The 12,212-nt window shown below is 68.0% G+C and carries 11 protein-coding genes; 7 read left to right on the top strand and 4 right to left on the bottom strand.

What is annotated here, in order from left to right; genetic code table 11:
• On the bottom strand, positions 1-337 hold a 337-nt coding region (locus DBR10_RS17985; RefSeq protein ID WP_233243477.1), incomplete at its 3' end, for a glycine zipper 2TM domain-containing protein.
• A 255-nt stretch (positions 338-592) separates the two neighbouring features.
• Between DBR10_RS17985 and DBR10_RS17980 the strand changes: the two genes are divergently transcribed.
• From DBR10_RS17980 to DBR10_RS17965, 4 genes are all read left to right on the top strand, one after another.
• Complete coding sequence (locus DBR10_RS17980) at positions 593-1,822, top strand: class I SAM-dependent RNA methyltransferase (RefSeq protein ID WP_108504118.1); 1,230 nt, start codon at positions 593-595, stop codon at positions 1,820-1,822.
• Between the two features lie 7 nt (positions 1,823-1,829).
• A complete protein-coding gene (locus tag DBR10_RS17975) occupies positions 1,830-2,882 on the top strand; it encodes a class I SAM-dependent methyltransferase (RefSeq protein WP_108504117.1) in 1,053 nt (350 codons plus the stop codon).
• Between the two features lie 104 nt (positions 2,883-2,986).
• Positions 2,987-4,042: an acyltransferase family protein gene (locus DBR10_RS17970; RefSeq protein ID WP_108504122.1), complete on the top strand. Its 1,056-nt coding sequence runs from the start codon at positions 2,987-2,989 to the stop codon at positions 4,040-4,042.
• Positions 4,043-4,069: 27 nt separating this feature from the next.
• Positions 4,070-4,594, top strand: a complete 525-nt coding sequence (locus tag DBR10_RS17965) for an SRPBCC family protein (protein WP_108489912.1) — start codon at positions 4,070-4,072, stop codon at positions 4,592-4,594.
• A 28-nt stretch (positions 4,595-4,622) separates the two neighbouring features.
• On the opposite strand, the gene DBR10_RS17960 is transcribed toward DBR10_RS17965, so the two are convergent.
• Positions 4,623-5,708 (bottom strand): PA0069 family radical SAM protein, encoded by a 1,086-nt coding sequence (locus DBR10_RS17960; protein ID WP_108504116.1) that lies wholly within the window; start codon positions 5,706-5,708, stop codon positions 4,623-4,625.
• Positions 5,709-5,787: 79 nt separating this feature from the next.
• On the opposite strand from DBR10_RS17960, the gene DBR10_RS17955 reads away from it, so the two are divergent.
• Positions 5,788-6,282 carry a glycosyltransferase gene (locus tag DBR10_RS17955; RefSeq protein WP_108504115.1) on the top strand — a complete coding sequence of 165 codons (495 nt, stop codon included), beginning with the start codon at positions 5,788-5,790 and terminating at the stop codon, positions 6,280-6,282.
• Here DBR10_RS17955 and DBR10_RS17950 read toward each other — a convergent pair.
• Both DBR10_RS17950 and DBR10_RS17945 read right to left on the bottom strand, forming a co-directional pair.
• Complete coding sequence (locus DBR10_RS17950; RefSeq protein ID WP_108504114.1) at positions 6,257-7,837, bottom strand: lytic transglycosylase domain-containing protein; 1,581 nt, start codon at positions 7,835-7,837, stop codon at positions 6,257-6,259. The two genes, DBR10_RS17955 and DBR10_RS17950, sit on opposite strands and share 26 nt — an antisense overlap.
• Positions 7,838-7,896: 59 nt before the next feature.
• Positions 7,897-8,715, bottom strand: a complete 819-nt coding sequence (locus tag DBR10_RS17945; RefSeq protein WP_108504121.1) for a uracil-DNA glycosylase — start codon at positions 8,713-8,715, stop codon at positions 7,897-7,899.
• 165 nt (positions 8,716-8,880) lie between these two features.
• Here DBR10_RS17945 and DBR10_RS17940 point away from each other — a divergent pair, with 165 nt between their 5' ends.
• Both DBR10_RS17940 and DBR10_RS17935 read left to right on the top strand, forming a co-directional pair.
• Positions 8,881-10,554, top strand: coding sequence for an electron transfer flavoprotein-ubiquinone oxidoreductase (locus DBR10_RS17940; protein ID WP_108504113.1), 1,674 nt, complete (start codon positions 8,881-8,883; stop codon positions 10,552-10,554).
• 59 nt (positions 10,555-10,613) lie between these two features.
• On the top strand, positions 10,614-12,212 hold a 1,599-nt coding region (locus tag DBR10_RS17935), incomplete at its 3' end, for a tetratricopeptide repeat protein (RefSeq protein ID WP_233243476.1).

The following is a 12,212-nucleotide window of genomic DNA, read 5'->3' as shown; positions in this document are numbered from 1 at the left end:
CCCCGGGGGTGCAGGCTGCCGACTTCTTGCCGATGCTCGAACCGATCACCGCGCCCAGCAGGCCGCCGAGGACGGCGCCTTCGGTGCGGGCCCCGTTGCCGGAGATGCCGCTGCCGATCGCGGCCCCGATGCCGGCTCCGGCCAGTCCGCCGCCGGTGCTGCGGTTGGTCGTGCTGCGGGCGCAGGGATCGTAATAGGGGCCGGTGCTGTCGTAGGTCGCGTAGGCCGGGCGGGGCGAATAGGCCTGGGCACTGGCCAGGGTCGGGACGAGCGCGCCGCTGACGACGGCGGCGATGGCGCACAGAGCGGTCTTCATCTTCAGGGTCCTGTTGATCATGGCGCGGTCTTCTCTGCCGGACGTGGCTTTTTTCTGTCGCTCGCCGGGGAGGGCGCGGCTGACCGGTGAAGATTGCCAGCGGCAACATGAACGGTCGTTGAGCGAGGTGTTCATCTTCGTTCATGCCAAGGGCGGCGTTTGCGGGTATGGACACCAGGATGGAAGCCCGCGACGGGCGATGGTGCCGCACGACCCCGGGTCGGCGGACATGAATGGGCCGGTCCCGTGTGGGCCTGCCGCGAGATTGGATACGGAATGCGAGAACTGATCATCGACGCGGTCGGCGCCCAGGGCGACGGCATCGCGCGCGGCGAGGCCTTTGTGCCCCTGACCCTGCCGGGCGAGCGCATCACGGCCCAGATGGACGGATCGCGCGGTGAGCTGATCGACGTCCTCGACGCCAGCCCGGACCGGATTGCGCCGCCGTGCAAGCACTTCGGCCACTGCGGCGGCTGCGCCCTGCAGCACTGGGCCGCCGAGCCCTATCTGGCCTGGAAGGCCGACCAGGTGCGGTTCCAGCTGGCCCGTGAGGGCATTGAGACCGAGATCTTGCCGACCTTTGCAGCCCCGGCCGGATCCCGGCGGCGGGTTGCCCTGCATGCCCGGGGTGGCAAGGGCGGCGTCCGGCTGGGCTTCAAGGAACGCCGCTCCTGGAACCTCGTGAAGATCGAGCAGTGCCCGGTGGCCGACCCGCGCCTTGTCGCGGCTTTTCCGGCCCTGGCCCGTCTCGCCCAGCCGTTTCTCGAGCATCCCAAGTCGGCCCCGACCCTGCATGTGACACTGACGGCGACGGGTCTCGACATCGACATCACTGGCGTCGAGGCCAAGAGCGGCGGCCTGTCGGCCGATGCCCGGATGCAGGCCGCCATGACGGCCGGCGAGGCTGACTTTGCCCGCGTCACCCTGGCTGGCGAGGTCGTCTATATGGCCCGCCAGCCGATGGTGAAGCTGGGTCCGGCGATTGTCGGTCTGCCGGCTGGCGGCTTCCTGCAGGCTGTGCCGCAGGCCGAGCGGGCCATGGTCGCCTTTGCGGTCGAAGCCGCCCAGGGCGCCAACCGGATCGCCGACCTCTATTGCGGGGCTGGGACCTTCACCTTCCGCCTGGCCGAGATCGCTGCGGTCCACGCTGCAGACTCGGCCGCGCTCGCTATCGCCGCCCTGAAGGCGGCCATCGGCGGGGCTCCGGGTCTGAAGCCGATCTCCGCCGAGGCGCGGGATCTGGTCCGGCGTCCTGTGCTCAGCACTGAACTGGCCAAGACCGACGTGGTGGTCATCGATCCGCCGCGGGCCGGAGCCCTGGAACAGACCGTCGAGATCGCCAAGTCCAAGGTCGGCCGCGTGATCGGCGTCTCGTGCAATCCGGCGACCTTCGCGCGCGATGCCCGGATGCTGATCGATGCGGGCTTCAAACTTGATCGGGTGTTGCCGGTGGACCAGTTCGTCTGGTCTCCCCATATTGAACTGGTGGGCGTCTTTTCGCGGTGAGGCCAGGATGGACGGGCGACGGGATCCCGGCGCGTTTGCGCTGGAGGCTGTAAGGCAAAGAGCGCGCTCGGCGGTGAAGGCGGCCTGGTGGACGGCGACCGGCGGTCTGGCGCGTGCCATCACCCAGCCGACCCGGGGCGAGAGCCGCAAGAGCTTCTCGCCGCAAACCCCGCCGGTCTCGGCCCAGCGCCTGCGCCGGGTCTATCTGGAAGCCTTCGAGAAGGATGCCCGTGACGTCGCCGCCGGGCTCTATCCGGCCATGGAAGCGGCACCGACCCGGCCCTTGCGATCCGTCATTCAGGCGCTCGATTTTCTGGCCGATGCCCGCGTGGTGGACCAGCGCCGCCGCCGCGGGGATGGTGTTGAGGTGAGGGACGAGATCAATTCTCCATCCTATCCAAATTACTATCGACAGAACTTCCACTATCAGACAGGCGGCTGGTTCACCGACGAGAGCGCCCGGCGCTACGACGCCCAGGTCGAGGCCCTGTTCGCCGGCACGGCGGGGGCGATGCGTCGTCGGGGTCTGTCGCTGCTGGCGAAGCACTGGCGCGGGCGAGACCAGCGCGGGCTGAGGCTGGTCGATGTGGCCTGTGGCTCCGGGGCCTTTCTGCACGACCTGCAGCGCACCTTTCCGCGCGCGGCGATGGCCGGTCTCGACCTGTCACCGGCCTATCTGGCCCGGGCGCGCCACCTCAGCGGCGTCGGCGGCGTCCAGGCCAATGCCGAGGCGATGCCGTTCGCAGACGGTACGCTGGACGCCGTCACCTGCGTCTATCTGTTCCACGAGCTGCCGCCCCGGGTCCGCCCTGTGGTGGCTGCCGCCATGGCGCGGACCCTGAAGCTGGGTGGCGTGCTGGTCCTGGTCGACTCGATCCAGCCGGTCGACGAGCCCGACCTGGCCCGGCTGCTGGAAGCCTTCCCGGCCTATTTCCACGAACCCTACTATTCGAGCTATGCCGAAACCGACCTCGCGGCGCTGTTCGACGCGGTCGGCCTGAAGCTGATCGGGCAGGACCGGGCCTTTCTGAGCAAGGCCCTGCTGTTCGAGAAGCTCTAGTCCGGCCCCGGGTTGCGCTTCGGCCCGATCCGCAAGCGGCTGGACGCGCCGCGCGACACCCGGCACTAAGCGGTCGAGCAGGGGCGGGGAGCAGGGTGCGGTTCGTGGGGCAAGGCAGTCGTCGGTATGAGGCCCTGGACGGTCTCCGGGGCCTGGCTGCCGTGGGCGTGCTGCTCTACCACCTCGGCGGCTGGACCTACCGGCCCTGGCTGATGGCACATGGCTATCTGGCCGTCGACTTCTTCTTCTGCCTCAGCGGCTTTGTGCTCGCCCATGCCTATGGTGACCGCCGGATCGGCTGGATCGGCTTCATGCGGGCCCGCCTGACCCGGGTCTGGCCGCTGATCGGGCTGTCGATGCTGGCCGGCGCCCTGGTGATGATCGGGCACCGCAACGCGATCCTGGAATGTCTGGTCATGGGATTGCTGGTTCTGCCGCGCATCTGGGTCGCAGACGAGGACAGCTTCTCACCGCTTTTCCCTTTGAATCCGCCAGCCTGGTCACTGTTTCTCGAGTTGCTGGCCGGGGCCCTGTGGTTCCCGGTTCGACGGCTGTCGACCCTGTGGCTGGTGCTGGTCATCATCGTTTCCGGCGGGCTGCTGATCGGCATCGGCTATGGCATGGGCGGTGTCCAGACCGGCTGGGACCGGGCCACCTACTGGATCGGCGTGATCCGCACGATCTTTCCGTTCGCCCTGGGCTGGGCCTGCTATCGCATCCAGCCCTATTTGCGGGCGTCTCTGCCGGCCTGGCTGCTGGCGCTGATCCTGTTCGCTGTCCTGGCCACACCACCGCTGCTGTATACGGCGACGTTCGACCTCGTCTGTGTTGCGGTCGTTTTTCCGCTGATCGTGCTGCTGGGCCATCGGGATCCGGCGGGGCGTGCCGCAACGGTTTTCCGCCTGAGTGGCGAGGTGTCCTATCCGCTCTATGCCCTGCACTGGGTCACCTGGGAGTTGCTGCTGCGAAGCTTCAGGGCGCTCGGCGGCAAGGGCTATCCGCTGGCCTTTGTGGCCGGGGCGGCCGTGTTGATCGTCCTGGCCGCGTGGGCCATGCTGAAGCTCTACGACCTGCCGGTTCGCCGCTGGCTGGCGGGGCACTGGAATGCCGGCCGGGACCATCAAGCCCCTGGCCAGGGCGTGTCAGGCCGCTCGCTCTGAGAGCGGCCGTATCGGGGGGACGTTTCCATGGTTCAGTTTGCGCTGATTGCTATCGGGCTGTTGGTCGCTGGCGTTCTCGCCGTCGCCGCCTTGCGGCCCGGCGTCTTTCGGGTCGAGCGGAGCGTGATCGTTCGGGCTGATCCCCAGGCGGTCCTGGATCTTGTCACTGATTTCCGGAACTGGAGCCGCTGGTCGCCCTTTGAGGGACTCGATCCCGCGATGAGCCGAACCTATGAGGGGGAGACCCGGGGTGTCGGGGCGGTCTATGGCTGGGCCGGTAACGGCAAGGCCGGATCCGGCCGGATGGAAGTCATTGAGGTGACCGACAGCCGGGTCGCGATCAAGCTCGACTTTCTCAAGCCCTTTGAAGCCCACAATCTGGCGCTGTTCACCCTGGACCCGGAAGGCGGTGGCTTCCGCCTGACCTGGGCGATGGAAGGTCCAGCCCCGTTCATGACGCGGCTGATGGGCCTGATCTTCAACATGGATCGCATGGTGGGCCGCGACTTCGAGACCGGCCTGGCCCGTCTGAAAGCCGTGGTCGAAGGTTGATCGGTCAACCGGGATCGATTCAGGGTGCTCAGAACAGGCTGAGCTGATCCCCGGCCCGGGGCGGAACCCGGAAGGCCGAGACGTCCAGCGGCCGGAGCGGCGCGTCGAGACCGAACCGGCGGCGGGCGACATGGAAGCGCTGGCTCATGACCTCGGCCACCGGGCCTTCGCCGGTCATGCGCTTGCCCCACTCGGAACTGTAAGACGCGCCGCCCCGCATCTGGCGGACCAGCGACATGACCCGCCGCGCCCGGTCGGGATGGTCGCTGGCCAGCCATTGCTGGAAGAGGTCGCCGATCTCCAGCGGCAGGCGCAACGCCACATAGCCGGCCGAGGTGGCCCCGGCCTCGGCGGCGCGCTCCAGGACGGCCTCCATCTCGTGATCATTGAGGCCGGGGATCGACGGGGCGAACATCACCGTGACCGGCACACCGGCTGCCGCCAGCTGCCGAATGGCGTCCAGCCGGCGCTCCGGCGTCGCGGCGCGCGGCTCCATGCTGCGGGCCAGACTGCGGTCGAGGGTGGTGATCGATACCGCCGCCCGGGCCAGACCGACCTTGCCCATCGGCCCGAGCAGATCGAGGTCGCGACTGATCAGGGCCGACTTGGTGATGATCGAGAACGGATGGTTGAACCGCACAAGCGTTTCCAGCACAGCCCGGGTGACCCGCAGGGTCTTTTCCTGCGGCTGATACGGGTCGGTATCACCGCCGATATGGATGATCTCCGGCCTGTAGGTCGGCTTCGAGAGTTCGCGCTCCAGCAACCGTCCGGCTTCCGGCTTGAAGAAGAGCTGCGACTCGAAATCCAGACCGGGCGAAAGGCCCAAATAGGCATGGGCCGGCCGGGCATAGCAGTAGATGCAGCCGTGCTCGCAGCCCCGATACGGATTGATCGAGGCGTTGAAGCCGATATCCGGGCTGTCATTGCGGGCGATGATGGTCCGCGACTTCATCGGCTGCACCTGGGTTTTCAGAGGCCGGGCGGCCTCATCAGCCTCGGTCCAGCCGTCCTCAAAGGCCTCGGACCGGAAAGTCTCGAAACGCCCGGTGGCATTAGTTCGGGCCCCTCGGCCCCGGAGCGCGACCCGGTTCAGATGTGACGGCTGTGGCATGGGCACAGGCTAGGCGTATTGATCGAACAAAACAAGAACGACCCTTGACCTTCAGAGCGCTTCGGCGTGAAGCAGGGTCATGATTACCGTCGTTATCGCCACCCATGACAGCGCCCAGTCCCTGGGCCCCTGTCTGGCCAGTCTGGTCCCGGCCGCCGTCGGCGGACTGGTGCGCGAAGTGGTCATCGCCGATGCGGGGTCTGGCGATGCGACCCTGGCCATAGCCGAGGATTGCGGGGCCCGGATCGTCCGGGCAGACGGCGACACCGGCGCCCGCCTGACGGCCGGCTGTGTCGACCCGCGTGGCGACTGGCTGCTGATCCTGCAGCCCGACGCCGTTCTGCCGGAAACCTGGCGGGCGAGCATCGAGAAACATCTGGCCGGTGGCCCGAACCGGGCCGCGGCCCTGCCGGTCTATCCGGAACGTGGCTGGGCCCGTCTGCTGGGCCTGGAGCGGCTGCAGGGCCTGCTGATCTCTACCCGGCACTATGGCGCGTCCGGGGGCTTCAGGCCGGGCGACAGGCCGCTGGTCGATCTGGCCCGGGCCTCTAGGGCGCTACGCCTGCGCTGGTAGCCTGCTGGTCGAGGCGGAAGTCGATCTCGCGCGCGCCCATGGCGACCGCGTCGAGGGTGCGGGTCTCGGCCCCCAATATGCGGCGGTAGGTCCAGTAGGACGCCATGACCTTTTCCACATAGTTGCGGGTCTCGACGGCCGGCAGGCTCTCGATCAGCAGCAGGCTGTCACAGTCGGCGCCGAGTTGGGCCTGAGCCTTCAGTAGCGTTCCGGGCCCGCCGTTATAGGCCGCGACAGCGCGCAGGACGTCGGTGCTCTGCAGGCCCCGGTCCATCAGCCAGGTGAAATAGTCCTGGCCGACCCGCAAGTTGAATGACGGATCAAACAGCGGCGTGTTGTCGGCCAGCAGCTTGTCATCGCCGGCCGCGCGGGCCGCCGCCACCGGCATCAGTTGCATGAGCCCGACCGCCCCTGCGCCCGAGACGGCCATGGGGTCAAAGCGACTTTCCTGACGGACCAGGGCATAGACCATGGCCTTGTCGATCGTGAAGCCGCCCTTGGGCTCCAGCGGGGGCAGGGGATAGTCCTCGGAACCGACCCGGCCCACCGGACGGCCGCCGTTCAGCGGAGCCCTTGCATTGAGCGCCAGGGTCAGGGCCATCCAGTCGGCCCGCACCTTTTCGTCGGCAGCCAGCGACAGGCCGGCCCGCAGCTCCTGTCCGGCCTCGACCCAGCGGTCGATCTGGGCCAGGGCGGCTGCACGATGGGCGCGCGGATCGCTGGCCAGCAGGTGACCCAGCGACTCGACGTCCGGACCGTCATAGCTGACGCGGGTGATCAGGGCGGCGATGGGGTCATCGGCGTCGTCGACCAGGGCGATCCCGGCCAGGGCCAGCTGCCGCGCGGCGATCATGCCGTAGAAGGTGTTGGGGGCGTGGGCGGCCTGGATCAGCAGGGCGCGGGCGTCAGCATCGCGTCCCGCGCCACTGGCCGCGCGGGCCGCCCAGAAGGCTCCGGCCGCTCGCAGCCAGTCATCCTGGCCCTCATCGCGGGAGACGGCCTCGAAATAGGTCTGGGCCTGGGCGGACTGCCCGAGGCGATAGGCGGCAAGGCCGGCGATCCAGCGCTCATTGCTGGCAATCGCCAGGGTCAGGGCGCGCTGGACGTCTCCGGAATAGTAGGCCTCGCGGGCGGCCCGGGCCTTGTCGGCCGGCGGCGGGCTGCGGTCGGCCGTCACGAACAGCGGCGGCGCGGGCGGCGGCAGGGCCTTGGCCGGTTTGCGCTTGAGGGCCAGGCTATAGATCTTCTCGGCACCGGCCTCGTCCGGATAGGACTCGAGCCAGGCCGTTAGTTCTTCAAAGGCCGCTGTGTGGGCCCGGGGGTGCATCAGTCGGGCAAAGTTGAGCCGGCCAGACAGGCTTTTGTCGCGGGTGTTGGCGAAAGCGGCCTCGGCCGCGTCGAAATCGCCCCGCTCGGACGCCTGGAAGGCGGCGCGATAGAAGCGGGCGTCGTCCTTCGACAGGGGTTCAAGGCTGGCGGCGCGAACGCCCGAAGCGGCACACAGGCAAAGAGCAAAGGCCGCAAGAACGGCCAGAGGGCGAGCGATGAGCTGCAATGCGTATCCGCAGGGCCCTGAAGGCCTCGCGTCCCCGTTCCGACTGGTCGCGATGAGTCCTAGTGGGGACGGTCGGGCCGATCAAGCCTTTCGGTCAGGGTAAGCAGATCCTGCCAGGCTTTCTTTTTGGACGCCGGTTGTCTTAGCAGAAAAGAGGGATGCAGGGTCGGCAGGGCGGGCAGTTCCTGGCTGCCGTCGGCCGAGGTCCACTCAAACCAGCGACCACGCAGGGCCAGGATGCCCTCATCGCGCTTGAGCAGGGCCTTGGCCGACGCCCCGCCAACCAGCAGCAGCAGGCGCGGTTTGACCAGGGCCACGGCCCGTTCAAGGAACGGCGCGCAGATCGCCTGTTCCTGCGCAGTGGGCGTGCGGTTGCCCGGCGGGCGCCAGAAGACGGTGTTGGTGATAAAGGCCCGGTCGGTCAGGCCTGCGGCCTTCAGCATTCGGTCGAGAAGCTGGCCTGACCGTCCGACAAAGGGCCGGCCGGCGGCGTCCTCGTCGGGACCTGGGCATTCGCCAATGATCATCAGGGGCGCGTCGACGGGGCCGCGCGAGACCACCGCCTGGCGCGCGCCCTGGGCCTTCAGCGGGCAGCCGTCGAAGGCGGCGATGGCTGCGGCGAGGGCGGTGATGTCCTGGCACTCGGCGGCGCTGGCCCGGGCCCGGGCAACCGCTGCGGTGACATCGGCCGATCCGCCGGAGACCAGCACCGGCCGCGCAACGGGCGTTGAAACGGGGGGCTGGCTGCGGGCCCGCAGCAGGGCCGCGCCCTCGGCCAGCCGGTCGATCGGCTGGTCGGCATAGGACGCCTCGACCCCTGCATCCGCCCAGAAGGCGAGCAGGCTTTCGACGGCGCGAGGGTCGACGGCGAGGCTCATGGAACCCTCCATAGCGCGATCCGGGCGTGTCCTCCACGCTGCAGCGCAACAAAACTCGCTGCTTTCTCTTGACCACCGTCACGTCAGGTTCGGATAAGGTGGAGTTCAAACAGTCATAAGACGGGACCCAGCCAAGCCAGCGTTGGGCCCGGGGCGGGAGATCCCATGAGCGAAGTCCTCGAACGCGAGTCGATGGAATATGACGTCGTCATCGTCGGCGGCGGCCCCGCCGGTCTCTCCGCAGCGATCCGCCTTAAACAACTGGCCGAAAAGGCCGGCACCGAGATTTCGGTCGCCCTGCTGGAAAAGGGCTCCGAGGTCGGGGCCCACATCCTGTCGGGCGCGGTCATCGATCCCAAGGCCCTGAACGAGCTGTTCCCGAACTGGAAGGAAGAGGGGGCCCCGCTCGAGACTCCGGTCACCAAGGACCGCTTCCTGATCCTCGGGCCGCAGGGTGAAGCCTCCCTGCCGATGTTTGCCCTGCCGCCCTTCATGCACAATGAAGGCTGCTACATCGCCTCGCTCGGCAATGTGACGCGCTGGCTGGCCGGCAAGGCCGAGGAACTGGGCGTCGAGATCTATCCGGGCTTTGCCGCCTCGGACATGGTCTGGAATGACGACGGGTCCCTCAAGGGCGTCGTGGTCGGTGTGGTCGGAATCGGCAAGGACGGCCACCACAAGCCTGACTTCCAGCCCGGCATGGAACTGCACGGCAAGTACGTGTTCATCGCCGAGGGCGTGCGCGGGTCGCTGGCCAAGCAACTGATCGCCAAGTTCGACCTGTCGGCCGGCAAATCGCCGCAGAAGTTCGGCATCGGCATCAAGGAACTGTGGCAGGTCCCGCCCGAGAAGCACCAGCCGGGCCTGGCCGAGCACACCACCGGCTGGCCGCTGGACGACAAGACCGGCGGCGGCAGCTTCATGTACCACTTCGGCGATAACTACGTGTCGATCGGCTATGTGGTGCACCTGAACTACAAGAACCCGTGGCTGTCGCCGTTCGACGAGTTCCAGCGCTTCAAGCACCATCCGTCGGTCAAGCCGCACCTGGAAGGCGGCCGCCGCATTTCGTACGGCGCTCGGGCCATTACCGAGGGCGGCTGGCAGTCGATCCCCAAGCTGACCTTCCCGGGCGGTGCGCTGATCGGCTGCTCGGCCGGCTTTGTCAACGTGCCCCGCATCAAGGGCAGCCACAACGCCATGAAGACCGGCATGCTGGCCGCCGAGCAGGCCTTCAAGGCCATCGCCGCCGGCCGCGCCAGCGATGAGCTGGTCGAGTACCAGACCGCGTTCGAGAAGAGCTGGGTTGCCAAGGAGCTCAAGGTCGTTCGCAACGCCAAGCCGCTGCTGGGCAAGCTGGGAACTTTCCTGGGCGGCGCCGTGGGCATGTTCGACATGTGGTGCACCCACCTGACCGGTGGCTTCTCGTTCTTCGGCACGATGAAGCATGACAAGACCGACGCGGCCTCGACCGGTCTGGCCAAGGACTACAAGCCGATCGTCTATCCCAAGCCGGACGGCGTGATCAGTTTCGACAAGCTCTCGTCGGTCTTCCTGTCGGCGACCAACCACGAAGAAGACCAGCCCGCCCACCTGACGCTGAGGGATCCGTCGATCCCGATCTCGGTGAACCTGCCCAAATACGGCGAGCCGGCCCGGCTCTACTGCCCGGCAGGCGTCTATGAGGTCCTGTACAACGAGCAGGGCACCGACCCGCGCTTCCAGATCAACGCCCAGAACTGCGTCCACTGCAAAACCTGCGACATCAAGGATCCGTCGCAGAACATCGTCTGGACGACGCCCGAGGGCGGCGGCGGCCCCAACTACCCGAACATGTAGGCTCTTTCGACGCGCGCCCGGCCCTTGCGGCGCGCGTCGAAACCCAACAGGGTGGGCGGATGCGTTTCAAGATCCTTCTCGCCTCGGCGACTGTCCTGGCTCTCTCCGCCTGCACCACCGCGCCCAAGACTGTTATACTGCGTGGACCGGTTTCGGCCGGGACAGCTGTTTTTGATGCCCGCAGCCCCTATGGCCAGTTTCTGGCCGGGCAGGCGGCCCTGCGCGCCGGCGATACCCGTCAGGCGGCGAGCTTTTTCGGGGTCGCAGGCGCGCTCGGCGAGGACCCGGGCGTCATCTCCGAACGCAGCTTCACCGCCCTGCTCCTGGCCGGCGAGGTCAGCCGGGCGGCTGCGATCGCCCCCGCCGGGCCTGAAGTCAGTGATGCCCTGAAGCGCCTGGGGGCCCTGACCCGGGTGGTCGACGCCCTGGCGGCAGGCAAGGGCAAGGAGGCCCAGGCCGTCCTGAAGGCCGAGGACATCGGCTTCCCCCATCGCCAGGCCGTCGCGCTGCTGGGGCCCTGGGTCTCTGCAGCGGCGGGCGATTCCGAGGGCGCCACGGTCCAGCCGACCCTGCAGAACGACCGGCTGGTTCAGTACTTCGGCCAGTTGGGCCAGGCTCGCCTGTTCGAGCGGGCCAAGCGCTTTGACGAGGCCGAAACCGACTACAAGGCGCTGACCGCCAATGCGGCGGCCAGTGACCTGTTCGTCCTGGACTACGGAGCCTTTCTTGAGCGGCGCAAGCGGCAGGCCGATGCCGTCGCCCTGTACGACCAGGCCCTGGCGAGAGACCCCGCTGACGAGGGGATGAAGGCCGCGCGGCTGCGGGCCGCCTCTGGCCGCAAGGCCCCGGCGATGGTCTCGATCCGGCAGGGCGCGGCCCAGAACCTCGTAGCCTGTGCGGCGACCTTCGCCAGCGAGCGCCAGAACCAGTTTGCCCTGGCCTATCTGAGACTGGCCCTGCGCCTGGAGCCGGAACGGGAAGAGGCCTGGCTGCTGGTCGGCGACCTGCTGAACGACAGCGGGGACCGCGTCGGAGCGATCGCCGCCTATGAGCGGATCTCTCCGGACTCGCCGCAATATGTCGCCTCGCGCGGCAAGATGGCCTGGGCCTATCAGCAGGCCGGCGACAAGGTCAGGGCCCTGGATACTGCCCGGACGCTCGCCGGCCAGTTCCCGGCGGATCGCGACGCCCAGGTCGGGCTCGCCGACCTCCTGCGGGCCAATGAGCGCTGGGACGAGTCGGTCAGGATCCTCGATACGGTCATTAGGGGAGACGGTGACCAGCCCGACTGGCGGGTTCTGTTCCTGCGCGGCATCGCCCTGGAACGCGCGGGCCGCTGGCCGGACGCCGAGGCCGACCTGAAGGTGGCCCTGAAGGTCAATCCCGATGAGCCGGAATTGCTGAACTTCCTCGGCTATTCGTGGATCGACCGCGGTGAACATCTGGCCGAGGCCCTGGCCATGATCCAGAAGGCCGTTGCGGCCCGCCCGCAGAACGGGGCCATGCTCGACTCGCTGGGATGGGCCTACTACCGCCTCGGAGACTACAAGACGGCGATCGAAAAGCTGGAAGCGGCCATTGAGCTCGAACCGGGCGACCCGGACGTCAATGGCCATCTCGGGGACGCCTACTGGCGGGCCGGACGCCAGATCGAGGCC

Origin of the sequence: Caulobacter sp. HMWF025 (genome assembly GCF_003060965.1) — a bacterium.
GTDB lineage: Bacteria > Pseudomonadota > Alphaproteobacteria > Caulobacterales > Caulobacteraceae > Caulobacter.
Note: the sequence above shows the minus strand (reverse complement) of the source record. Positions and strands in the feature narration are given on the sequence as shown.